This is a genomic window from Kitasatospora mediocidica KCTC 9733 (assembly GCF_000744225.1).
Classification (GTDB): Bacteria; Actinomycetota; Actinomycetes; order Streptomycetales; family Streptomycetaceae; genus Kitasatospora; species Kitasatospora mediocidica.
Genome location: NZ_JQLN01000004.1, coordinates 312,596 through 338,234, shown reverse-complemented (window position 1 = coordinate 338,234; position 25,639 = coordinate 312,596). Strand labels below are relative to the sequence as shown.

Sequence of the window (25,639 nt, the reverse complement as noted above, 5' to 3'; positions counted from 1 at the left end):
GATCTTGCTGCGGAGGGTAGTTGGAATTTCCGGCTCTGCAGCCTGCCTCCGGCTGTCCGTGAAACGCGTCGGCCTCCACGGCCCCTGAGGGGAGTGGAGGCCGACGTCGTGCGGAAGTGTGCTATTCGAGCTCTGCCCACAGGGCCTTTTTGAGGCGCTCGAACTCCTCGTTGGCCTCGATCATTTCTGTCCTGTCGCTTCTGGAGACGTAGAAGTCACTGAGACCACCACGCCCGTACGTCGCCTCGCGAAGTACCTCTGCCGCATCTCGCAGCGCCTCGGCATCAGTTGACTGCTCGTAAGCCAGGGCAAGCCGGACTACTCGGAGCTTGTGGTAGGCACCGATCTCTCTGGGGCCCTCACCGAGAACGATCTGGACAAGGGTGTCGACGATCTCGCGCGCCCGCAGTCGGCGCGCCTTGAAGGCGTCCTCGCTCATCCCAGACTCGTCGATCCGATGATCGTGCCCTTGTTCCAGGAGTTCTGAATGAAGATCTGCTGGACTCCGCCCACGTAGACGCCTCCCTGGTTTGCCACGGGACCTTCGAAGATCTCGGTCCCGGCGGGGAACTTGATCGAGTACACCGTGTCGATCGGTGAACTGCCGGTCCAGCCTCCGCTGAGGTCGAACCAGTGCGGCTTCACCGCGGTGTCGATTCTCACGTTGGCCACCGATGCCGGGGGCTCGGCGGTGTACCAGCTGCCGAACTCCTTGCCGGGACCGCCGACGCCGCCCCGATAGAGAATCGTGTCCTGCGTGAGAACACGGACATTGTATCGTCCACCCGCGAAAGCGGCGGTCGCGGACTCGGATATCTCCGCCAGCGGACCCGGATTGTCCACCATGTTGTAGAGGTACTTGTCCGCCTCCGAGGACGCGGACCTGGCGGCCGTCGCGGCGCCCGCCGCCGGTCTGGCGTCGGCTTCCGGGACCTCCAGGTGCGTGACGAGGACGGTGGCCAGCGTGTTGACGTCATTGGTGAGCCACTGCGTCAGCCCGGGGTGTTTGGCGAACCACTTGTCGACGCTGTCGTGGTGGGCCTGGAGAACGGTGCCGCGATATTCGCCGGACTCGTATCCGCGCGTCGACGGAATGTACTGGGTAATGGTGCCGGTCGGGATTCCGGCGTAGCCGCCGACGTGCCTGACGTCCTTCCAGGCCCAGCCGCCGGCCGGGTCACTGACGTACTGGCTTCCCGCCTGGTAGACCGAGGACCCCTGGTCGGTGCGCCCGAGGGACCACTGGTAGTCCTCGCTGGTGCCGCCGTCGGTTGGGCCGAGGGGGATCAGTCCGCTGGGGTCGCTGAGGTTGACCGGATCGTTGGTGCTGTAGGCGTACGGGTTCCACTGCTGGGGGTCGGTGGGGTTGATGAGCGGGTCCGGGCTGAGGAATCGGCCGTGGACCGGGTCGTACTCACGGGCACCGATGTTGGTCAGGCCGGTGGCGACGTCCGCGGTGCCGCCGATGAATCCCTTGTCGCCGGCCCAGGCGCCTGCGCCGGGCTGGGTGCCGCGGGCGTTGCCGAACGGGTCGGTCGGTCGCCGGGTGACGCTCTGCGAGGCGTCCGTGGTGATCTGGACGCTGCCGGTGCCGTGCGGGTCGGCGGCCTGGTAGACGAGCTGGCCGCCGCCGGTGGGGGTGGTGACCCGGGTGATCGTGATGCCGCCGGGCGAACCGTAGTAGCGCACGTCGGTCAGCGAGTTGTCGGCGGTGTTCAGGGTGAGTTCGTCGGCGCCCAGGCTGACCGTGGTCCGGCCCGGGTCGCGGCGGATGAGCTGCTTGCCGTCGGCGTCGTAGAGGTAGGAGGTCGCCGATCCCGGCTTGGCGGTCGAGGCCAGCCTGTCCTCGCCGTTCCAGGTCAGGGTGGTGGTGCCGGTGGCGTCGGTGACGCCGGTGGTGTTGCCCCCGGCGTCGTAGGTGTAGGTGCTGCCGGCGGTGCCGCTCGCGGACTTTGTCGAGGACGTCAGCAGCCCGTGCGGGCCGCCGGTGGTGCCCTGGGCGGGGTTGGCGCCCGTGCCGAAGGTCTGGGTGGTGGTGGAGTCATTGGCGGTGTTGCCGGTGACGTCGTGCTGCACCAGGCCGGTTCGGTTGCCGCTCGCGTCGTAGCTGTAGCTCTGCCAGTACGGTGCCGGGCCGCCCACGGTGGGCTTGCCCGCCGTGCTGCCCGGGCCGGTGGCGTTGTTGCAGGTGCCGATGCCGGGGACGGAGGGCGCCGGCTTGGTGGTCGTGCCGGCGGTGTCGGTCCAGGCGGTGGTGAGCCGGCCCAGGTAGTCGTACGTGTAGCACTGGGTGTCGGTCGCCGAGGCGTTCTGCAGGTCGGTGACCGAGGTGACGCGGCCGGCCGGGTTGTAGGTGTAGCCGGTCTGGTCCAGCGAGGTGGTGCCGGTCTGGCGGTCCAGGAAGGAGTTGACGACGTGTCCGGTCGCCCAGTCGTACTGCTGGGTGGAGACCACCTGGGTGCCGTAGTCGCCCACGGTGGTACGGGTCGCCCGGCCCAGCGCGTCGTACTGGACGTCGGTGACCAGGCTGTTGTTGCCGCCCGAGGCGATCAGCGAGCCGGTGTTGCTGTAGAGGTAGTCGACCTCCTCGGCGGGAAGCCCGCCCATCGCGGGCAGGATGGTGTGGTCCAGCGAACCCAGCACCGGGGTGTAGGTGTTGCTGGTGGTGTAGGTGCCGGCCAGCGCGCCCTCGGAGGAGGGGATCGTGACGCTGCTGCCGAGCGCGCGGTACATGGCGTCGTAGCCGGTGACCGCCTGGGTGTACGCCGCGCCGGTGGCGCCGCCCACGTAGCGGGTCGAGGCGGTCGGCTGACCCTTGGCGAGGGTGTCGTAGGTCCAGCCCACGAGCTGGTTCGCCGGGGCGACGCTGCCCGTGTACATCCCGGTCTTACGGCCCAGGACGTCGTAGCTGTAGGCGAGCGTGTTGTTGCGGGAGTCGGTGGTGGTGGCCACCCGGGAGTCGACGTCGTAGGTGGAGCTGGTTGTCCCGGTGTCCGGGTCGGTGGCCGAGGTCTGCCGGCCGCGCAGGTCGTAGGTGTAGGACCAGGTGTTGCCCGCTGCGTCGGTCCGGCTCAGCGGCTGGCCCGCGGCGGTGTACGCGTAGTTCGTGACATCGGCGTCCGAGGAGGTGCCGGTGGCCGAGCCGACGCGGTACTGCCACAGCTGGGTGGTGCGGCCGCGCGCGTCGGTGAGCGTGCTGGTGGGCGTGCCGCCCTGCGCGGGCGTCGTGTCCGTGCGGTCGGCGCCCGGGTAGGCGGTGATGGTGGCCCACTGCTGCTGGGCGTAGGACATGAACGCGCTGGAGACCGCCCGGCCGAGGCCGTCGTAGGTCACCCAGGTCTGCGCGGGCACCTGCGAGTCCGGCACCGAGAAGATCGCGCTGCCGGGCAGGTTGGCGCTGTCGTAGTACGGGGCCGAGGTCTTGATCGGCCAGCCGTGCGAGTCGTACGTGCTGTCGGTGATCAGACGCCCGCCGCTGCCGCTGGGCGTGGTGGTCTGGGTCTGCCGGGTGCGGCCGAGACCGTCGTACAGCTCGGTCCTGGTCGAGTAGCTGCCGTCCTCACGGATGACCTGTGAGGTGACCACCGACGGGGCGGTGGTGCCGTTCACGGCGTAGGAGTACTTCTGGTCGGGCGACAGGTTGGTCGCCCGGTCCGGGTTCCACACCGCCGTGACGCGGCCGAGACCGTCGTACTGCCGCGTGGTGGCGCGCCCGTTGGCGTCCGTGGAGACCAGCGGGAGACCGCGGCCGGGATCGAAGGTCGCGGTGGTGGCCCAGGAGGCGCCCATCGGACCGGTGAGCTTGACCTGGGTCGGGATGGTGCCGGTCGCCGGCTGCGGGTCGGTCCTGGACACCACGCCGTCCGCGCCGGCGGTCGTGACCGTCCGGCCGTAGGAGTCGAAGGTGGTGGTGCTCAGGGTGGTGTACTGCGCGTTGCCGCCGCCGTCGTACGAGGAGAGGCTTTGCGTGCCGGTCGCGTCCGCGACCGCCCCGGCCTGGCCGAACGGCTGGCCGTCGAAGAGGGTCCGGGTGTCGGAGACGGTGTTGGACGCGCTCGGGGTGGTCCCGCACGCCCCCGCGATGCTGCGCTTGCCGGATGCCAGGGTCAGCATCATCGGGTTGCTGCCGACCGCGTAGCTGGTCGTGGTGCAGATCTCCGGTGCGGCGGCGGTGCCGTCGCCCTTGTCGTCCACCGACACCGGGCGGTTCGCGTGCGTGGCGTCGGAGGTCGAGACCGTGGTGACCGTACGCCAGGAGCCGCCGGAGAGGCGCTGCGAGGTGGTGGCGGTGGCGCTGGTGCTGCCGTAGCGGGCGACCAGGTCGGGCATACCGCCGGACTGCTTGTGGGTCGCCGTGACCACCTCGCCGGAGGGCACGGTGGCCGAGGCGGTGAGGATCGAGCCGCCGGCCTGGTCGAAGCCCTGGCTGCCGAGCACACTGCCGGTGAGCCAGCTGTCGTCCGCGCGGGTCACCGCTGTCGCGCCCGGGTAGGGGACGAAGGAGACGGTGACGCTCTTCGTGGTGCCGTCCGCCTGGTGGTCCCCGTTCATGCCGCGCAGGTAGGTGGCGACCTTCTGGGTCTTGGGTGCCTCACCCGCGTTGCCGGTGCCGATGGTCGTGGTGACCGTCTGGTAGCCGCGGAACTCGTCCCAGCTACGGGTCTTGGGGTCGGTGACGTCGCTGTCGTCGCGGTGCCAGGCGGCGCCGCCGCCGTAGGCGTAGCTGGTGGTCTTGGTCGGCGTCGTGCCGATCACCCCGTCCTGTTCGGTGACGGTGCTGACCAGGGTCTTGTTGAACCAGTCACTGACCGGATCGGGCGAGCTGGAGCCCGGGAGGTACCACTTGACCGGCATGCAGGCCATGGTGTTGGCGTCCTCGGAGGACGGCATGTGGTTGGCGACCCGCGAGCACTCGGCCGCGGCGTAGACCACGTTGATCTGTTCGCCGGTCTCCGTGCTGATCTGCTGGATGCGCGGACGGTAGAACGCCGGTTCGGCCGGCGTCAGGCCGTCCACCCGGTTCGCCAACTCGCGCGCGGTGAAGGTCACCGCGGGCAGCGAGACGGCCGGCTGGCCGTCGGTGCCGGTGCGTTGGATCGAGGAGAGCCACAGGGCGGGCTTGGTGCCGTCGCCCGGGTCGGGGAACGTGTGCTTGAGCGTCCACGAGTCGACGGTGGTGTACGAGGTGCCGACCAGGACCTGGGTGCTGATCTGGGAGAGCATCAGCGGCGACCAGAAGGTCGGGTTGTCGACGGTGCAGGCGCCCGACGAGGCGCAGGCCTGGTCGAGGGGTGAGTCCGGCCAGTTGGTCTGGTTGGCCTTGACGCGCTGCGCGGTGGTGCAGGTGACCGAGCCGGAGGGGGTGCAGCGCTCGGCGGTGGTGAAAACGACCTGCGCGGCCGGCTTCAGGGTGCCACCCGCGGTGAGCTGCTCGGGCAGGCGCTGACCGTAGGAGATCGTGCTGACCTCGGTGGAGCGGACGTACGCGGTCGGCGTGCCGTTCCCGCTGTTCTGGCCGCCGCCGCGGTTGTAGTAGTTGACGTCCTGCTGGTAGCTGTAGCTGGTCAGGTTCTGGTGCGGGTCCACGACGTAGTCGAGGTTCCAGCGCCAGCCCTCCTGGCAGTAGGAGGCCGTGCCGGTGGACGAGTTGTAGCAGTCGTCGCCGCTCTTGGGCGAGTAGACCGGCTCGTAGGCGACCGAGTTGGTGGCCGGGTCGCTGTGGCTGCCGCCGGGCAGGTGGTTCTGGCCGAAGTAGTACTGCACTCCGTCCGAGGTGGTCACCCGCCAGAACTCGCCGTTGTGAGCCTCGTTCGCGGCGCCGGTCAGCTGCTCGACCTTGGAGCCGTCATCGCCCTGCAGGTGCCACGCACCGGTCGCATCGTCGTGCACCAGGGCACCGGAGTGGCCACCGAGGCTGAGAGTGGCGTTCTGGCCGGCCCAGCAACGGTCCGCAGAACCGGTGACGCCGTCCTTGTCGCAGCCCTGGTACGACCGCTCGATGAACCCGGGCTGGTAGTCCCAGCCCTCGCCGACCCAGGAGGCCTGCGCGTTCTGCGCCGAGGTCTTGCCGTCGACGACCGAGGAGTCGTAGGAGAGCGAGACCGTCGGGCCGGTACCGTCCAGCGCCGGAGGCGTCTGGATCGGGTAGGCGTAGGTGAAGTCCCCGATGTTGGAACCGGCGCTCCAGGCCGTCGAGGGGGACAGCTGCGTGGCGGAGTATCCGCCCATCGCGCCGTCGGAGGACGGCGCGGCAGCCAGCACCATGGGTGCGGCGGCACTGGCGGCGGCCTGGACGAGACCGGCCTGCACGACGTGCGGGCCGCTGCCGGCCGGCAGCGAGGCGGCGGTGGTGTTCGGCGCCGACGAGGCCGGCAGTGTGACCTCGGCGGTCAGTACGTCGCTCCGCGGGTCCACGGAGGAGGCCACCGGAGTCTGCCGACGACACTGAGCCAGGTCCGGCGTGGTCAGCGCACAGGCCGGCAGCGCGACCAGGCGCGCCCGGTCCGCCCAGCCCGCGGCCTGCAGGGCCTTGAGGTCCAGGGCCACCTTCACATGGTCACCCACCGTGCCCGCCATGCCCGCCGTGCCCGCCGGGTCGGTCAGGGCGACGATCGGTCCGCTGACGCCGGCGGCCGTGCCCTGGTTCGCTGCGGTGACGTCGACCCGCACCGACTGTGCGGAGTGGTCGGCGGTCCCGGCGACCTTGACGGGCAGCTGGCCGGCCTGAACGGCGTCACCGGTCAGTCGGACCGTCTGCGAGCCGGCGACCAGTGGGACGGCCGAGGGCTTCCAGTCCCCGGGGACCGGGAAGGCCGGTGCCTTCGGACGACCGGGAGTCAGGTTCTGACCCTTGACCGATTTCTGACCCGCGTTCAGCGGTGTGCCGGGCGGGGACCAGACCCGCCCGTGCGGCAGGTGCGCCGCCAGTCCTTCGGCGGGCGGTGCCGCCACCAGCGATATCAGTACGGCTGCGATTCCGGTGAGTCCCACCCACCGCTTTCTGCCGCCCGACCCTGGTCTGAATTGCGCTTCGTCGCGCTGTGCCCTCACGGACAACTCCCCGATATCTGATGCAATGTCATTCACAAGCACACAAGAGGTGCCATGATCGAGGCGACTTTAGGGTTTATCGCGCGAACGGCGCCAGCTGGACCGTCATGCGAACTCAATTCGTTACCTAACTATTCATCAGAATAAGATGTGGGATCAATCGGTCATATTCGGACATGAAGTTGTGCGGCTTGACCGATCGACACTTAATCGTTCATCGTTCCGAGCGAAATGCATGCCCCCGAGGGGGCGGCCCAGAACGGGACGGACAAAACCCAGCACCATGTCGAGAAACACACTGAACGGGCGCGGCGGCCACGCTCGCCGCCCGAGAGCCGTCCGGGCGGCCTCGCTGATATCCCTCGCGGTCAGCGGTGCGCTGAGCCTCGGCGTGCTGGCGGCACCCGTCGCACAGGCGGTCACCGTCGACCCGGCCGGCCTCGGCCCCGCGGCCGTCCCCGCCGCCCAGTCGCCCGGGGCGAAGCCGGCCGTGACCGCCGCTCAGCAGGCTCTGCTGGACGCCCGGACGAAGGCCGCGGCCACCGGGACGGCCGTTGTGGTCGACGCGCTGACCACCGAGACCTCGCAGACACAGGTCAATCCGGACGGCACGCTGAGCACCACCGCCCACGCCCAGGCGGTCCGCACCCAGCGCGGCACGGGCTGGGTGGACCTGGACCCGACGCTGCGCCGCAACCCCGACGGGACGCTCAGCCCGGCGGTTACCCCGCTCGGCCTGACCGTCTCCGGCGGCGGCACCGGCCCGCTCGCGACGCTCACCACCGCTGACGGCAAGAAGCTCGCGGTCTCCGCCCCGTTCGCCCTGCCCGCCCCGAGCCTCGACGGCGCGACGGCGACCTACGTCAACGTGCTCAGCGACGTCGACCTCCAGGTCACCGCGCTGCCCACCGGTGGCTGGCGCGATGTCATCGTGGTGCGTACGGCCGCCGCGGCGGCCAGTGCGCAGCTGAAGGACCTGCACTTCCCGGTCAGCTCCTCGGGCCTGAGTGTCGACGCCGACGCGGCGGGCAACATCGGCTTCAAGGACGCCGCCGGCCGGGTCCGGCTGCAGGCGCCCACACCGCTGCAGTGGGACTCGGCGCTGCCCGCGCCCGCCGCCCCCGGAGCGGGGGCACTGCGCAACCCGTCGCCGATGGCAGCCCCCGCCGCCCCTGCAGCGAGCGGTGCCTCCACCGCCCAGGCGCCGGGCGACCAGGCCAGCGAGGCGCCGATCGGCATCAAGGCGACCAGCACCGGCATCGACCTCACCCCGGACCCGGCCACCTTCGGCAAGGGCACCGGTCCCTGGTACCTCGACCCGACGATCAGTGCCGACAGCGGCTACCAGGCCTCGGCCCAGGTGCAGGAGTACCACCCCGACACCAAGTACTACAACGCGGTCGGCGACCTGGGCGCCGGCTACTGCGGGTACAGCGACTGCACCGGCCACGGCCGCGAACGCGCGTACTTCCAGCTCGGCATCAACGCGGCCATCTACACCCAGCCCGGTGGAGCGCCGGCCCCGCCGACCGTCTACAAGTCGACGTTCTACGCCAACGTCAGCAGCGCCTCCTCCCCGAGCACCAGCACGCCGCTCGGCCTCTACTGGACCGGCGCCATCGACGGCAACACCACCTGGAACAACCAGCCCTGCAACGGCGGCAGCACCATGGGCGGCTGCTCGAAGGTCGGCTCGACCTGGATCACCGGCACCGGACCGATCAGCTTCGACGTCACCGCGCAGCTGCAGCAGGCCGCAACCGGCCACTGGGGCAACTGGACGGTCGGCATCGCGCCCGACGACGAGTCCAACATGTACTACCGCAAGCACATCACCAACAACCCGCACATCACCACCACCTACGACCTGCAGCCGAGCGCCTGGTGGCCGCGGATCAGCCCGCAGCCCGGTTTCGCGTCGAGCAACAGTCACTTCGACTGCACCAGCGGCGGCACCAACCCCTGGGACAACGCGGGCTGGATCGGCGCCAACCAGAACATCTCGCTGACCGCGAGCAACTGGTCGCCGGCCGGGCTCCCACTGCACCAGGCCTTCCGGATGTGGGACGACAACAACAGCCAGGGCGGCTGGACCGGTGACAGCGGCTGGCAGGGTGCCTCCAACGTCGCCAGTGTCAACGTCGGTTCACTGACGGACGGCCACCAGTACGGCTGGACCTCCAACGCCTACGACGCGGACCCGGCCAACCAGGGGCTCGGCTCCCCCGAGACCAGCTGGTGCTACTTCCGCGTCGACAAGACTCCGCCGACGGCCAGCGTCAGCTCCACCGACTTCCCGCCGTCCGGCACCGCGAACCCGACCCCGGCGAAGTACAGCTCCGACCAGGGCACCTTCACCCTCAGCGCCACCGACCCGGCGCCGTCCGGCGGCAGCGCCTCCGGGCCGGCCTGCTTCAAGGTCAGCACCTCGTCCTCGCCGACCTCCGGCTGGCACTGCGGCGACGCGGGCACCCTGGCGGCCGACGCCAACGGCAAGGCCGGCTACAGCTACACCCCCGGCAGCTGGGGCACCAACACGCTCTACGTGCAGGCCCAGGACAACGCCGGCAACTACAGCCAGCCGGTCTTCTACACCTACTACGCGCCGTGGAAGCCGGGCAGCACTCCGGTCTTCGGCGACGTCAACGGTGACAACAAGCCGGACATCCTGCTGCCCGACTCGAACGGCAACCTGCGGCTGATCCAGCCGGGCATCGATCCCGCCGGCACGTCGACGATCTCCTCGCCGCCCACCGCCGCGGTCGGCGGCACCGGCTGGAACGGCATCCAGATCACCCACCGGGGCTCGCTGCTCGGCGGCAAGTGGATGGACGACCTGATCGCCCACCCCGCGGGCGACCCGCAGATGTACCTCTACCAGAACGACCTCCACGGCAACTTCAGCGTCCGATCCCCGTTCTACAAGTCCGGAAGCGCCACCCCCGGCACCGTGACCTGCCAGGACAACACCGGGGTCACCATCACCTGCCCCACCGACTTCGGCGGCAACGACTGGAGCACCACCACGCAGATCCTCGCCCTCGGCAGCCCCGACGGCGAGGGCCTGACGCCCTCCACCGACCCCCAGGGCAACCCGGTCAGCCTGCTGAGCCGTACCTCGCTGCTCGCTGTGATCAGCGGCAAGCTCTGGCTCTTCCCGGCGGGCACCACCAACGCACGCCTGCTCAAGCCGACGGACCGTCAGGTCTCCGGCGCCGACTGGAGTCAGTACGACCTGATCGGCCCCGGCCCGGCCAACGGCGGCAACCAGCCGACCCTGTGGAGCCGCAGCAGGATCGACGGCACCATGCACGCCTACCCCCTCACCAAGAACACCGACGGGACCACCAACTACTCGGCCCTGGACGACCCGGCCTCCGGCTACATCGCGGGCACCGGCGGCGTCGACCCCACCACCTATCCGACCGTCGGCTCGGTCGGCGATCTCACAGGTGACAAGGTGGCGGACCTCTACGCCGTCACCAAGGACCACCACCTGCTGGTCTGGCCCGGTACGGCCGACGCGACCGGCAAGGTGACCGGCTTCGCGGTCCCGAGCGACCTTGGCCCGGTGGACGCGGCGGTGAACCCGAACTTCGCGCCCGGCGCCGTGCTGCACCCCGGCGACACCGCCTACTCCGCCCACACCCGGCTGAGCATGCAGCTCGACGGAAACCTGGTGCTGTACTCCCGCAACACCGGCCAGGCACTCTGGTCCACCAGCACCTTCGGCACCGGCAACTGGGCCTCCTTCCAGGCCGACGGCAACCTGGTGGTCTACAGCCTCACCAACAACAACCCCACGGACCAGAGCCACCCGCTCTGGGCCAGCGGCACCAACGGGTCGGGAGCGCGGGCGACCGTCCAGGACGACTGCAACTTCGTGATCTACAACGCGTCGAACAGTCCGATCTGGAGCAGCAACACCTACAACCCGAATCCCTGATCGCCGGGCGCCGGTCATGAGCCGGAGAGCAGGGGAGGGAGCTGGCCCGGCCAGTCCCCTCCCGGCTCTCCGGCTCAGGCGTTTCCTCCGCGCTACTCCTGCGTCCGCGCGAGGTGGGCGGCGACGGCGGCGGGCATCGGCTCGTAGCGCAGCGGGGTGCGAGTGAAGGAGCCGGTGCCGTGCGAGAGGGAGCGCAAGTCGACGGCGTAGCGTGTGAGTTCGAGCTCGGGGACCTCGGCCCGCAGCAGGCTGCGGCCCGGGCCGGCGGCCTCGGTGCCGAGCACCCGGCCGCGCCGCATCGACAGGTCGCTGAAGACGGCGCCCTGGTACTCGTCGGGGATCAACACCCCGACATCGGCCACGGGTTCGAGCAGCTGGACGGTGGTCTGGGCGGCCGCGTCGCGCAGCGCCAGACCGGCCGCGGTCTGGAAGGAGGCGTCGGAGGAGTCCACCGAGTGCGCCTTGCCGTCTACCAGGGTGACCCGGATGTCCACCAACGGATGTCCGTCGCTCAGGCCGTGCGCCAACTGGGCCCGCACGCCCTTCTCGACGGACGGCACGAAGTGCCGCGGCACCGCGCCGCCGACCACCTTGTCCACGAACTCGAAGCCGCCACCGGCCGGCAGCGGCTCCACCAGCAACTCGCAGAGCGCGTACTGCCCGTGCCCGCCGGACTGCTTGACCAGCCGCCCGTGCCCGGTCGCCGTCCCGGCGAAGGTCTCGCGCAGCGCCACCCGGTACGGCACCTGGTCCACCCGCACGCCGTACAGCGACCCCAACTGCTGTAGGACGACGGCCGCGTGGGCCTCGCCGGTGCACCAGAGCACGATCTGGTGGGTGTCCGGGTTCTGCTCGACCCGGACGGCCGCGTCATGCGCGGTGAGCTTGGCCAGGCCCTGGGCGAGCTTGTCGTCGTCCGCCTTGCTGTGTGCCTCGACGGCGATCGGCAGCAGCGGGTCGGGCAGGCTCCACGGCTCCAGCAGCTGCGGCGCGGACGGATCCGACAGCGTGTCGCCGGCCCGGGCCGCAGTGAGCTTGGCGACGCAGACCAGGTCGCCGGCGATCGCCTCCGGCACCGGGCGCTGGTGCTTGCCGAACGGGCTGGTGAGCGCGGAGATCCGCTCCTCCGACTCGCCGCCCTGGGGGCCGCTGACGTGCAGCAGGGTGTCGGGGTGCAGGGTCCCGGCGAAGACCCGGACCAGGCTGAGCCGCCCGACGTACGGGTCGCCGGTGTTGTGGATCACCTGCGCGGCGAGCGGGGCCTTCGGGTCGCAGGGCAGCGGGTCGCCGCGCCCGGTCCGGTCGGCGGGGGAGGGGAACGAGTCGACGATCAGGTCCAGCAGTTCGACGGCGCCGGTGCCGTCCTGGGTGGTCGGCAGCACCGGGTGCAGCGCGTCGTGCAGCACGGCCCCGCGCAGGCCGGCGGCCAGGGAGCCGGAGTCGAGGTTCTCGCCGTCGAGGTAGCGCTCCAGCAGCGTGTCGTCCTCGCCGGCGATGGCCTCCACGAGCTGCTCGCGGGCCGGCGCGGTGTCGGGCGGAGCGGCGGCCTCCCCGTGCGTCGCGCCGGACAGCACGTCGACCGTGCCGTGCACGTGCCCCTCCGTGCGCACCGGCAGGTCCAGCGGCTGGACGGAGTCGGGCCGGTCGCCGGCGAAAGTCTCCTGGCAGGCGGCCAGCACCTCGGCGAAGTCGGCCCGCGCTGCGTCCATCCGGGTGACGGCGATCGCCCGGGGAAGCCGGGCGTCGGCGCAGGCCTGCCAGAGCACGAGCACCGGCCCCGTCACGGGTTCGGTGGCGGAGACCAGGAACACCGCGGCGTCGGCCGCGCGCACGGCGGCGTTCAGCTCACCCGCGAAGTCGGCGTAGCCGGGCGGGTCCAGCAGGTTGATCTTGACCCCGCGCCACTCCAGCGGCAGCAAGGCCAGCCGGACCGAGCGCTGCTGCTGGTGCTCGATCTCCTCGTAGTCGGAGACGGTCGTCCCGTCCTCGACCCGCCCGGCCCGCGTCACCGCCCCCGCCGCCAGCGCCAGCGACTCGGCCAGCGTGCTCTTGCCGACCCCGCTGACCCCGACCAGCACGACATTGCGCACCTGCTCCGGCCGCTCGACGACAGGCGCCCGGCCCCCCGCCCCCGCCCGGGACGTTCCTCGCTCGGACATCGCTGCCACTCCTCCCGACGGGCACGCACGGGGTCGTATGGGACGCATCGGACGCATCCCCTCCGAGCTTTCCACCGCTGCTCCGGCCCGGCCATTTGGGCGGCGTGGGGGGTGACACTCGTCGAAACAAGGCGTTTCGGCGTGGCCAGAGGCCGCGTGGCGGAACGTAGACGCGGTGCGGGCGGCTCGGGCGGCGGGTGTGCGGCCTGCGCATGCGAGCCGCCTTGAAGCCCATAAGGATCGCTTCGACGCACTCCACCACCAGGACTGTGTCTGGGTGCGCTGTTGAACCGGCAAGCCCACCAGCGGTGTTCACTGAAATGGCTGTGCCGCAGTGCCATGCGGCACAGCCAATAGGGGAGCGACCCGATGTGGCCAGGACGACCTGGCGGGCGGCCCCGCCGCTTTGTGGGGCGCTCGTTCGCTGACGTGGCCGTGAGGTACTGCCGTCGAACGGTTAGAAGCCCCACCAACGGAAATCCGGAGGGGCTTCTGTGAACCTTTCGGAAAGTCCCGTTCAGGGCTATTCGGGAAAGGGTGCTATGGCATCCTGCGCACAGTTACCACTCGGCATATCCTCCCAGGGTCTGACATGGCCGTCGAACCTCTTGTTAGTTACCGCCGCATTCGCGCGGGATGTGTCAGTCTGGTTAGATCAGGAAGGCAGTCGCCTACGAATCACAATGATCATCAGCTGAATAGACCTGCCACTTCACGGAAGGAATTCCATCCAAGCCACTGAGGCTTTCGGCGGAAATTCCTGAAGCTCTCACGAAAGAGAAGCCCTCCCTGTTGCGCCTTGGGGCCCTAAAGTCCATTGCTGGACCAATCTCCACAATCAGCACTTCATTCATGAATATTCGACGGCCGGGGCGCGGCCACTCCCATCCTCCGAAGTCGACCTCTTCCACTTCGGCCAATACGTCTGGAAGGATTTCGTTAGGAACTTGAGAGCAAGTTCGACAGAAGTTCGCTGAGGCGGCAGCGTCCTTGAGCGTTGCATGGACAAGAAATTCTGGGAGGGACTCGGGAATCAGCCTCCATTCACCATGCAATTCAGCCTCGTAGACAGAATTTGAGTCCTCGGCATCAAAGGCCCAGAACCAGTCGCCGGTAGAGTCAGCAGCAAACTCAACCTTCCCTTGGTTCAATCTGATCTTCCGAGGTCCAAAAATTTGATGCTCGGCTGACCTGATCACCTCCCAGCGATAGGCGAGGCTGTACCACTCACTAATCGGCTGAGGGATCCCCGGGAGGTCCTCCGGGACCTGCCATTCCGAACAATCAGGCGGCCCATACCAGCGGGCGAGGAGGGCGGGGAGATTAATGTCTGCAGGATCAATCACTCGCCCATGATAGCGCACAGGCAAATCTCTCGACGTCGGAAGCTGGCAGACCGAGCAGCTGCACTCCACCAACCGGCGACGCCCGCACGACAGCCGGAGAGGCTGTCGTGCGGGCGTCGCCCATCAAGTGTGCGGATCGTAATGCGGTCGCACTTATTCGATTTGCCTAATCAGCCGCACCGATGAAGACCCTGTTCTTGATGGCCCCTTCCTCATTTTGCCAGATAACCATTAGCTTGGAGCCTTGCGGCAGCATTTCTCGCATTGCAGAGACGCAGTACTTGCATGCTCCATAGGCTGCACCTTGAGCCTTGTGCAGGTACAAGTAAGCTTCATCTGATCCAGATTTGCGCATCAGTGCTGCCGTCTGATTCTCCAAGTGGTGGAAATTCTCGTCCGTTGTCCCTGGAGGTGCTTCCCAATCCGATCGGAGATTGCGACCGTCACCGCCCGAAGAAAGGTCGTGAGATGCGCCGTCGCTCAGCTGTGCATGGCCGGACATGCCACCGGGACGGTCGAATGAAGAACTCGCGTTCTTTGCCTTCTCGAGGCCCGCCTGCAATTCCGACGGGCAAGGAAGAGAAATATTGTGAACGAGAACCGGGGTGCTGCCTGCCTCCACGTAGTACGTGTGGAGGTCGCCGATGGTCAGGTCGTAGGTGGTGGTGTCAGCGTGGAAGAGGTGGGTGGTGGCGACCGTGGCGGTGCCGGTGGGGGTCTGCAGGACGTCGCCGGGGTTGAGGTACTGGGCCTCGACGAAGGCGTGCTGGGTCTCGTCGTAGAAGGGGTGGTGGTAGGTGGTGGTCAGGGTCGAGCCGTCGGTCTGGACGTCGTCGGCAGAGGCGGGCGCCTTGGCCTGAGTCGCAGGGGCGGTGGTCGACGTGGCGGCCGAGGGTTCGGCGGCCTGGGCGGGCTGGGCCGGGGCGGCCCAGAGGGTCAGGGCAGCGACACCGGCGGCGAGGCCGAGGAGGGCCTTGCCTGCCTTGGAGGCGGTGCTGCTGCTGTCGGTCTTGGTCGGGGTGATGGTCAGGTTGACGAAGTCATGGTCGGTGGTGGTGACGATGACGTTGGTGACGGTGTGGGTCTCGGTGCCGTCCTTGCCGGGCACGGAGTTGGTGATCTGGTCGCCGATCTTGATCTGGCTGATCGGCTTGGTTGTGTTGTCCGCCAGCAGGACCGGGGTGTTGCCGGTGAAGCTGTGCGGTCCGGTCTTGCACGTCGCGCCTTGCGTTGCGCTCTGGCTCGCCTCGCTCGTCGTCTCGTGGGTGGCCACCGCGGTGGCGTCCTGTGCTCCCGCGTCGGCGACCTCGCTGGCTCCCTTGCCGAAGAGGCCTCCGGCGGCGTCGAGGGCCTTCGGGCCGATCTTGCCGAGGAGCTTGCCGCCGAGGGCACCGAGGCCGTCACCGAGTGCGGCCTCCGCACCGCCGACGAGGGCCGACTTGCCGAACGCACCGGCGGAGCAGGCCTTGCCTCCGCCGGAGGCGCACTTGAACCCCTGGTCGACCAGGGCTCCGGCCGCGCCGGAGAGGGCCGAACAGCCGATCGTGCCGACGCCCGCCGTGGCCGCTTCGCAACCGGCGAAGACGGCGGTGGAGACCACGAACGAGGTGATCGCCGCGGCGTGGTGCTTGACGTAGCTGGCGGTGGCGACGGCTGCCTTGGCGACGGCGTGGCCGACGGCCTTGGCTGCCTTCTTGACGACGGTTGCCACGTGTTTCACGGCCTTGGCGACCGCGTGGTAGGCGGTATGGACGGCGTGGACCACGGTATGGACCACACGTCTGACGGTTTTGACGGAGTACCGGTAGACGCGTTTCGCCGCCTGGTAGACCCTGCGGCCCATGTCGACGATGCGGCTCGCCGCGGCTGCGGCGGCGCGCTGGGCTGCTGCGGCGATCGCGGCGGCTGCGGCTGCTGCCGCGGCGATCGCTGCCCTGGCCTGCTCGGCTGCCCACGCGGCTGCCGCGGCGGCCTGCTGGGCGGCCCACTGGGCTGCCGCCCGGGCGGCGCTGGCGACGCGTTCGGCTGCGGCCTTGGCGGCCTGGACCTCGCACGAGCCGGTCCACCAGGAGCAGTGGCCGCTCGGGTCGGTGCCGATCATCGGGTTGTCGTCGACGTAGGCGAACGGGTTCGCCGCGGCCGAGTTGGGGGTGGGGTTGTTGGAGACGGTGTCCTTGTTGAGGAACACGCCGTCGGCCGGGTTGTACCAGCGCGACCCCATGTTGACCTTGCCGTTGGCCGAGTCGGTCCAGCCGGACTGGTAGCCGAGCTGGCCGACGAGGCCGGCGGTCGCGGTGACGTTGCCCAGCGGGTCGTACGTCTGCGAGCCGGTCAGCGCGGTCGAGCCGCTGCCGAACTGGCCGACCACGTCGTCGTGCTGGTCGGTCATCACGGTGTGGCCGGTAGCGGTGGTGCCGCCGGGGGTGTTGGTCCCGACCAGGCCGCCTGCGGCGTCCCAGGTGTAGGTGTTGGTGCCGTCCGAGGCGAGCTGATTGCCGCCGCCGGTGTACTGGAAGGTGCGGTTGCCACCGCCGCCGGTGCCGACCGAGGTCATCACGCGGCCCGAGGCGTCCAGGGTGTAGGTGTCCTGGCCGGCGATGATCTGCTGGCCGTAGGCGTCCGAGGCGTAGACGGCGGGGGTGCCGCCGGTGCGGTCCTCGGTCATGGTGCCGCGGGCGGAGTAGCGGTAGGTCTGCGTACCGTCCGAGGTCAGCTGGTCGCGCTCGTCGTAGGTGAAGACGTTCGAGCCGACCTGGATGCGGTTGCCCGAGGCGTCGTAGGAGTAGGCGGTGTTGGTCGTCCCGTTGTTCCAGGACGAGAGGCGGTTGGCGTAGTCGTAGGTGTAGGTGTTGGCCGAGGCGCCGGTGACGCCGGTGGTGGTCTTCGAGGCGAGGTTGCTGTCCTGGTCGTAGCCGTACGCGATGGACGCCAGGGTGGTGGACCCGGAGGTGAGGGTGTCACCGGTCAGGCGGTGCATCGGGTCGTAGCTGAACGCCCGGGTCTGACCGCTCGCGCCGTAGCTGATCGAGGTCGGCTGGGACAGCGAGTTGTACCCGTAGGTGAGGGTGTTCCCGGTGGCCGGGTCGTTCATGGTGGCCAGTCGGCCGCCGTTGTCGTAGGTGTAGGAGGTGGTGCCGGCCGCGTCGGTGCGGCTGGCGAGCAGTCCGTCCTTGGTGTAGCCGAACGAGCTGGTGCCGGCCGTGCCGCTCGCGGAGAGCAGGTCACCGCGGTCGTCGTAGCCGAACGACTCGCTGGTGGCCGCCTGGTAGCCGGTCTGGCCCGCCGTGCCGGCCGCCGTGGTCTGCGCGGTGAGGACCTGGCCCAGCGGGTCGTAGGTGAAGTTGCGGGTGGCCGTGGCCGCCTCGGCTCCACTGCCGGACTGCGAGGTCAGGTTGCCCGAGACGTCGTAGGTCATGGTGTTGACCACGCCGCCGGGCTGGTTCACCTGGGTGAGCCGGCCGAGCTGGTCGTAGACGTAGCCCGTGGTGCCGTCCGAGGCCGCCGTGTAGGTGGCGGTGGTCGGCGCGATGGAGCTCTCCGGCTTGCCCCAGGAGTTGTAGGTGTACTTCCAGGAGTTGCCGCGGCCGTCGGTGAAGCGGGTCCGCTCACCCTTGGCGTCGTAGCCGAAGGAGGTGGTGATGGACGAGGTGGCCGAGACCGGCTGGATCTCGTTGGTCACCATGCCGGTGGCGTCGTAGGTGAAGGTGGAGGTGTTGTTGCGGGCGTCGGTGCTCGACAGGACGTTGCCGACACCGTCGTACGTCTGCGAGCTCTGCGCCAGCAGGAACGGCAGCGGACCGCTGGAGTACTGCTTGGTGAGGGCGGGCTGGCCCGAGGCGTTGTAGTCCGTCTCGGTCATGCTGCCGTCGGGGGCGGTGGTCTTCTGCCGGTTGCCCATGAAGTCATAGGCGTAGCTGGTGGTGTTGCCCGCCGGGTCGGTCGTGGAGGCGAGGTCGCCCGCACGGTTGTACCCGTAGCTGGTGGTCCGCCCGTCCGCAGAGGTCTGCGAGGAGAGGAAGGCACCGTAGGGGTTGCCCGAGCTCACCGCGTAGGAGGAGGTCTCGGTCAGGGTCTGTGCGGTGGGGTAGCGCTCCAGCGTGCTGGAGGTGATCTCGCGGCCCATGTAGTCGTAGGTCGCCTGGTGGACGGCCCCGGACGCGTCGGTGACGGAGAGCTTGTCGCCGTTCGTGTCGTAGGTGTAGTGCGTCTTGTTGCCGTCCGGGGTGGTCTCCTGCGCCAACTCGCCGCGCTGGTCGAAGAGGTAGCTGCTGGACTTGCCGTCGGCCCGGGTCGCGGTGATCACGTCGCCGAGCGCGTCGTACGTCTGCGTCGTGGTCGCGGTGATCGGGGTGCTGGAGCCCGGCGGGGTGTAGGACGGGTCGGTGCTGGAGGTCTCCTCGCCGTTGGCGTCGTAGGTGTGGGTCACCTCGTTGCCGTTCGGGTCGAGCTGCTCCACCTCCTCGCCGAAGGTGTTGAACCCGCTGGTGGTGGTCGGGTGGGACGGGGCGGGGGTACCGCCGGCGGTCTCCACCGACACCGTCGGGGCGGAGGTGATGGTGCGGTTGCCCGCCTCGTCGTTGACGTAGTTGGTGGTGTTGCCGTTGGCGTCGGTCATCGAGGTCGTCAGACCCCGCTGGTCGTAGGTGTAGTTGGTGGTCTGCTGGCCGGACGAGCCGACCGTGCCGCCGCCGCGCCCGGAGCTGTAGAGCCCCGCCGCCTCGGTGGCGCTCAGCGCCCGCTGGTAGACCTGGACGTTGGCCACCGAGCCGCTGTCGCCGGTGCCGTAGAGCTGGCCGCCGCCGGAGAGCACGGCGTTGCCGATGCTCAGCGGGCCGGTCGCGTTCCACGCGCTGGCGTTGCTGGTGGTGGCCGCGGCCGTGCCGTTGACGTAGAGCGTCATGGTGCCGGCCGAGCCGTCGTACACGCCGACCAGGTGGGTCCACGTGTTGGTCGTCGCCGGGCTGGTGCCGGCCGCCTCGGGGTAACTGACCCCGCTGGTGGCGTCCGCGCTCGGGGAGACGAAGGCCCAGGTGTTCAGGGCCTTGGAGTACTGCAGGTAGAACGCCTCGGTGTTCTTGCCGCCCTGCGCCACGATGGTGTGGTCGCTGCTGGTGTCGGCGAGGTTGGCCCAGGCCGAGACGGTGTACGAGGAGGCGGTGTTGATGACCGGCCCGTTGGTGGCCAGCCAGTCGCTGCCGTTGAACGTGGCGGCGCTGTTCGACCAGGTCACCGGGCCGTTGGCGGACGCGGTGTTACCGGTGCCGGTGGCGTCGGTGACGGTGCTGCCCGAGGTCTGGCTCAGCGGCCACCAGCCGTTCGGGTGGCCCGAGGCGTCCCCGTACAGGGTCTGGCTCAGGGTCCGTCCGGCGCCGTCGTAGGTGGAGGACGTGGTGCGGTCCCAGCCCGAGGAGTCGTGCTCGTTGCTGGTGGCGATCAGGTCGTCGGGCGTGTACGACATCGAGGTGGTGCGGTCGACGCCGGTCGGGTCGATGGTGGTGCCGGTGGTCCGCGAGGCCGCGTCCACCTGGTACTGCGTCACCGTGGCGCCGTTGGAGCTGGTGCGCTGGGTGAGGTTGCCGGCCGCGTCGTACAGGTCGGACTGCAGGACGAAGGGGTTGGCGCCGTTGGAGTCGGTCTTGGTGACGGTGGCGGTCAGGCCGTCGTCGGTGTAGGTGTACGCCGTGGTGTTGCCCATCGCGTCCGTCACCGAGGCCAGTCGGCCGGCCGGGTCGTAGGCGCGGGAGGACTCGACCACGGTGGCCGGGGCCGTCGGGTTGGTCGGGTCACCGGTGATGCCGAGCACGCTCTGGGTGAGCAGGTGCCCGTTGGAGTCGTAGGTGTAGGCCGTGACGACCCCGGCCGGGTTGGTCTCCTGCAGCAGGTTGCCGCTGCTGTCGTAGGTGGACGTGGTGGTCGCGCCGTTGGCGGCGCCCGCGTTGCCGTTGGCGTCGGTGCGGCTGGCCACCTGGTCGTACTGGTTGTAGGTGGTGCTCTCGGTGCGCGGCGAGTCGCCGCCGGTGGCGTCGGTGACCGACTGCGAGGTGATGTTGCCGTCGGCGTCGAAGACCGTGCTGCTCACCGAGGAGTGGATGGCCCCGGTGACCCGGTCGGTGATCGGCGGGTTGGTCTCCTTCACCACCTGGCTCAGGCCGTCGTAGGCGTAAGCGGTGGTCAGACCGGCCGGGTAGGTGTCCGAGACGACCGTCTTGGTGAGCGGTCGGCCCTGGCCGTCGTAGGTGTAGCTGGTCTTCAGACCCGCGGGGTCGGTGGTCGAGGCCACGTCACCGCTGTGCAGGTAGGCGATCGAGTTGACCGCGCCGCCCGGCGAGGTGGTCTTCACCGGCAGGCCCAGCGGGACGGTACCGGTGTCGGTCGCGGGGAAGTTGGCGCTTCCGTCGCTGTAGGTGGTCGTGGTGGTACGGCCGTTGGGGAAGCCGGCCACCGGCGGGGTGGTGGTGCTGATCTTGTTGCCGGACGCGTCGTAGGTGTAGCTGGTGAGGTACGTGTTGTCGGTCGCCGAGGACGACCGGCCGTCGCGGACCGTCAGCAGGACGTCGTTGCGCGGGTCGGCGGTGGTGAGCGTGGCGGTGGTGTCGTCCGGCCAGTACGAGTAGTACTTGGTCGAGCAGACGCCGGCCGCCTGGTTCTGGCAGCCGGTGACGGACACCGTGTTGCCGCGCACGTCGTGGCCCGTGGTGGTCACGTCGCCGTCGGGGTCGGTGGTGGTGTGCAGGAAGCCGCCGCTGTCGTAGCCGTACGACGTCTTGTTGCCGCCACCGTCGATCTCGGCCACCTGGTGGTTGCCGGCGTTCGGGTCGTACTGGTGGACGAGCGTCTTACCGCCGGGGTCGACGACGTTCACCGTCTCCAGCGGGGAAAGGCCCGCGGAGTTCTGGCCCGCCTGGAAGTGCTGGGCCGCGTCGGCGGCGGTCAGCTGCGCCCGGTAGAAGGCGACGTCGGAGATCGAGCCGGGGAAGTAGCCCTCGGTGTTGGTCGGTCCGTTCGGCCAGCTGCTGCTCTCGCCCGCGCCCACGTACACGTAGGTGGAGGGGGAGACCGTCCGGGTGCCCAGCGTGGTGCCGGTGAGGCTGCCGTCCAGGTACATCGACTGCGAGGTGGCGGAGGCGGAGAGCACCACGTGGTGCCACTTGCCGTCGTTGACCGTCGAGGGAGTGACGATCTGCCAGGCGGTCGTGTACTGGTCCCAGAACTTGCCGTGCAGCTTGCCGTCGGTGCCGACGTACAGCGCCGGGACCCAGCTGTTGCCGCGCGGGGAGCCGCCGGTCAGGGACGCGCCCGCGTAGTCGAAGAGCACACCGCCCGCCGTGTTGCCGGCCGGCATGTTGAACCACATCTCGACCGAGTTCGGCCCGGTGCCCACCGTGTCGGTGCTCGGCAGCTGGACGTAGGACGAGCTCCCGTTGAACTTGGCCGCCGTGGCGTCGGCGAACGGTCCGCCGGAGCCGAGGGTCGCCGCGTTGTAGGTGCCGGTGCCGTACTTGACCTCGTCGTAGGCGTTGGACGCCCCCGCGGTGTCACCGAGCCGCCAGTAGCCGGCCGGGGCCGCGCCCATCACGGCGGAGCGGTAGACCTGGCTGGAGCCGGCCACCGAGGGCTTGCCGATCTGCCAGACGCCGCCGTTCTCGTCGGTCACCTGGGTGACCTGGGCGGTGTTGGTGTCGTAGCCGACCGTGGCGAACTGCTTGCCCGAGGGACGGGTGATGCCGGTCAGCAGCGTGCCGGCCTGCTTGCCCGCCGTGTACTGGGCGGCCACCTGGGTGGCGGTCAGGCCCTTGGGGAAGGCGGCGACCTGGGCGATGGTGCCGTTGAAGTAGGTCGCGTACCCCGTGTTGATGGTGGTGGAGTAGTGCGGCTCGTCGGGCCAGGTGCCGCCGAGGAAGCCGGCGCCGATGTAGGTGTGGCCCTGCAGTGCGCTGGTGTAGCCGCCGCTGCGCCCGATCATGCCGCTCAGCGGCTGGCCGACCTGGCTGCCGTCGAGGTACAGGGTCTGCGAGGACCCGGCGCCCGCCAGCACCACCTGGTGCCAGTTGCCGTCGTTGACCGCGCCCGAGACGATCGGGGCGACGCCGGAGGTGTTCCAGAACTCGGCGTTGATCCGCCCGTGCGCGTCCAGGTAGATGGACGGCGTGAACTGGGCGGCGGTGGTCCCGCTGCTCAGCGGCAGCGTGGAGTAGGAGAACAGCACACCGGGCGTGGTCGAGGTGGTCTTGAACCACATCGACATCGTGTACTGGCTGGAGCTGCTGGCCAGGCTCTTGGGTATCTCGATGTACGAGGAGGAGCCGTTGAAGCCCGCCGCGGTGGCGGTGCTGCCGGCCAACGGACCGGCCTGGCCCAGCGTGACGGTGTTGTACGTCGCCTTGTCGGCGCCCTCGTTGGTGTTCACGGCGCTGGCCGCGTTGGCCGCGCCGGACGTCTCGTTGAGCGGCCAGAGCGAGGAGGCCCCGGCGTCCAGCACCTGGGTCTGGAACTGCGAGCCGGGGGTGTAGCTGTACTGGCTGCAGCTGGTGGTGTCGGTCGGCGAGCAGAGCTTGGTCAGCTGGTCGCCCGTGTAGCTGTAGGTCCAGGTGAGCGCGGTGCTCCAGTTGCCCGCCACCACCGGGTCGGTGTAGACGGAGGAGACGTGCGGGCTGCCCGCGCCGGTCGGGGTCGACCAGTTGAAGTGCAGCGAGCGGTTGGAGACGGCCGAGGCGATGCCGGTGACCTCGCCGGCCGTCCAGTAGAAGTAGATCGCCCGGGTGTTGGCGTCGGCGACCGAGTAGATGCCGTACGCGCCGGTGCCCAGGCTCTGGGTGAAGGTGTAGACCGTGTCGTTCTTGTCGGTCAGGGTGTAGCCGCCGGTGATGGCGCGCAGCGTGGCGAAGCGGCCGGCCGGTGCGGCGAAGGTGCCGTCCGCGCTCTTGCCGAAGCCGACCTGCGAGCCGTCCGGGTAGGTGACCACGACGCCGGTCAGGTTGCCGGAGGCGTCCTTGCGCTCGGTGGCGCGGGCGTCCAGGATGCTGGACCAGCCGGAGCCGAAGGCGCCGTTGGTGCGGTAGTCACGGGAGTTGTAGTCGCGGACCACGTCCAGGCTCGGACCGGAGGTGCTGACCTCGGCGTCGGTGACCGACTTGGTGAAGTTGCCGGTGGCCGGGTCGAAGCCGTTCGCGTCCCCGTTCTGGGAGAGCGAGGAGGTGATGGCCGGCTGCGGCACCTGGACGCTGAGCTCGGAGTAGGGAGCGGCGGGGGAGTACTGCGTCCCGTTGTTCGCCTGGACGGTCCAGTAGTAGGACTGCCCCCACTTGAGCGTCCCGGACGGGACGGTCCAGCCGCCGCCGCTGACCAGGCCGGAGTCGGCGAGCTTGTTGTTGCTGCCGTCGTAGACCTGGAAGTCGTACTTGAGGGCGCTGCTGAGGACCTGCGAGTCGTCGGCGAAGGCCTGCAGCTGCGGCGTCAGCGTGTCGGTGGTGTTGCCGTTCTGCGGGTAGGTGGCCTCGACCTGCGGGGGGACGTTACCGGTGTAGTCGTAGACGACGTACGGCGCGGCGCCCGGGTCGGCCATCGAGCCGAACTGCTTCCAGTGCAGGTTGTCGTTGGTCGGTGCGGAGATGGCCAGGCCGTAGTCCGGCGTCGTCCCGTTGGCCAGGTTCTGCATGGCGGCGGTGTTGAGCGGGACGACCAGCTGGTCGCCGCCGGTCGTGCTGCCCGAGTTGTTGACGCAGGCCTTCGAGACGGTGGGGGTCAGCGTGCCGATCGGCGAGCCGAAGCTCGGGCCCGGGTAGCTGGTGACGCTGCTGGGCGTCCAGGGCTGGGTGATCTGCGAGACGTTGAAGGTCTCCGGGGTGCAGGTGGAGGCCCAGATGTCGTACAGCCACAGGTGCGCCGAGACCAGCGAGACGCCCGAGCCGTCGAAGGTGTGGTACCAGTCCTGCTCGAAGGAGTTGGCCGAGTGCGGGCCGGAGTCCCAGGAGCCGACCTTGATGGTCTGCTCCATCGAGTGGTCGACCTGCGGGGTGTCGGAGCCCGACTCCGCGTAGGTGGTGTTGACGAAGTCCCAGATGGACGGGTCCACCGTGACCGGGAAGCTGCGGGCCTTGTCGTGCAGCCAGGCGGCGCTCAGGGTCATCTGCAGGGCGGGCTTGCCGCCGTCGGTGATCAGCTGGTAGGTCACGTCGTGCGTGGTACCGCGCTCACCGGAGACCGGAGCGATCTTGGAGTCGTAGGCGTAGGCGGCCGGGATCGTCTCGACGACCTTGCCGCTGCTGTCCTTGAGGTCCACGCCGCCGGCCGTGTTCAGCGAGGGCGTCAGGCCGGTGAGGTTCAGCGGGAAGACCCAGGAGTTGGCGGCCTGCGCGGAGTGCAGGACCACGGACTCCTTGAGGCCCTCGCTGATCGGAGCCACCATCAGGTCGGTGTCCGGCAGCACGCCGGCGTACGTCACGGTGGAGCCCGAGGCCGTGCCGGTGACCTGCGCCGCGCCCTTGAGCCCGTAGGAGAGGCCGTGCGCGGGGTCGACGCCGAAGCTGGCGAGGGCGCCGTCGGCGGCCTGCGGGGCGAAGTCGACGCTGAGGTTGTTGGCGGCCTCGTGGAAGCGTCCGTCGCCGGCCTTGGCGACGTTGGTGTTCACCGGCTGCCAGGCGCCCGAGGCGTCCTGGAAGTTGGTCTTCTGCTGGGCGACGCGGCGGCTGAAGGTGCCGTCGGCGTTGTCGAAGTAGTCGGTGTCCGCGGTCGACTTGGCCGCGTTGCGCTTGCTGGTCGCAGGGTCGTAGCCCTTGACCGCGGTGGCGCTGGCGCCGGTCTTGAAGTTGCGCGCGTACGGCTTGACCTCGGGCAGCTCACCCTTGCCGGCACCGGGCGCGTGGCCGGCGCCGCGGTTGGCCTTGGTCTGGGCGGCGGCGGCGGTGTGGCCGTGCCCGGCCGCCGAGCCGGTGTGCTGCTGCGGCACACCGCTCCAGGACGGCTTGCCGGCGAACAGCGAGGAGACGAAGGACTGCAGGGGGGAGAGCGAGAAGGCCGGGAGCGTGGCGCCGGTCGCCATCGCCTGCTCGGTCGTCAGCATGAGGCTGAGCATGGTGACGACGAGCAGCGCGAGTGAGCGTATGACGCGTCGTCGTCGCTCCCGTCTGCGTCGGGTCAGG

Annotated in this window: 6 protein-coding genes; 1 reads left to right on the top strand and 5 read right to left on the bottom strand. The window is 69.5% G+C overall.

Features of this window, described 5'->3' with window-relative positions; genetic code table 11:
- Positions 1-121: 121 nt before the first annotated feature.
- The gene (locus BS80_RS09295) at positions 122-439 is read right to left on the bottom strand and encodes a hypothetical protein (RefSeq protein WP_035795383.1); all 318 of its coding nucleotides are present in this window, start codon (positions 437-439) and stop codon (positions 122-124) included.
- A complete protein-coding gene (locus BS80_RS43495) occupies positions 436-6,990 on the bottom strand; it encodes an RHS repeat-associated core domain-containing protein (RefSeq protein WP_157536099.1) in 6,555 nt (2,184 codons plus the stop codon). The genes BS80_RS09295 and BS80_RS43495 overlap by 4 nt, the downstream gene beginning before the upstream one ends.
- Before the next feature lie 343 nt (positions 6,991-7,333).
- On the opposite strand from BS80_RS43495, the gene BS80_RS09285 reads away from it, so the two are divergent.
- Positions 7,334-10,996: a hypothetical protein gene (locus BS80_RS09285; protein ID WP_198045479.1), complete on the top strand. Its 3,663-nt coding sequence runs from the start codon at positions 7,334-7,336 to the stop codon at positions 10,994-10,996.
- 92 nt (positions 10,997-11,088) lie between these two features.
- On the opposite strand, the gene BS80_RS09280 is transcribed toward BS80_RS09285, so the two are convergent.
- The 3 genes from BS80_RS09280 to BS80_RS09275 form a co-directional block, all read right to left on the bottom strand.
- Positions 11,089-13,155, bottom strand: a complete 2,067-nt coding sequence (locus BS80_RS09280; RefSeq protein ID WP_035795377.1) for an elongation factor G-like protein EF-G2 — start codon at positions 13,153-13,155, stop codon at positions 11,089-11,091.
- A gap of 671 nt (positions 13,156-13,826) precedes the next feature.
- Complete coding sequence (locus BS80_RS40515; RefSeq protein ID WP_157536096.1) at positions 13,827-14,501, bottom strand: hypothetical protein; 675 nt, start codon at positions 14,499-14,501, stop codon at positions 13,827-13,829.
- A gap of 166 nt (positions 14,502-14,667) precedes the next feature.
- Entirely contained in the window at positions 14,668-25,560 is a 10,893-nt protein-coding gene (locus BS80_RS09275) for a LamG-like jellyroll fold domain-containing protein (protein WP_157536093.1), read from the bottom strand.
- Positions 25,561-25,639: the final 79 nt, after the last annotated feature.

What these genes read in the sequence shown, in the direction of transcription:
- BS80_RS09285 (WP_198045479.1), top strand. Translation starts at nt 7,334, where the DNA reads ATGTCGAGAAACACACTGAACGGGCGCGGCGGCCACGCTCGCCGCCCG.
- BS80_RS09280 (WP_035795377.1), bottom strand. Translation starts at nt 13,155, where the DNA reads ATGTCCGAGCGAGGAACGTCCCGGGCGGGGGCGGGGGGCCGGGCGCCT.
- BS80_RS09275 (WP_157536093.1), bottom strand. Translation starts at nt 25,560, where the DNA reads ATGCTGACGACCGAGCAGGCGATGGCGACCGGCGCCACGCTCCCGGCC.
- BS80_RS09295 (WP_035795383.1), bottom strand. Translation starts at nt 439, where the DNA reads ATGAGCGAGGACGCCTTCAAGGCGCGCCGACTGCGGGCGCGCGAGATC.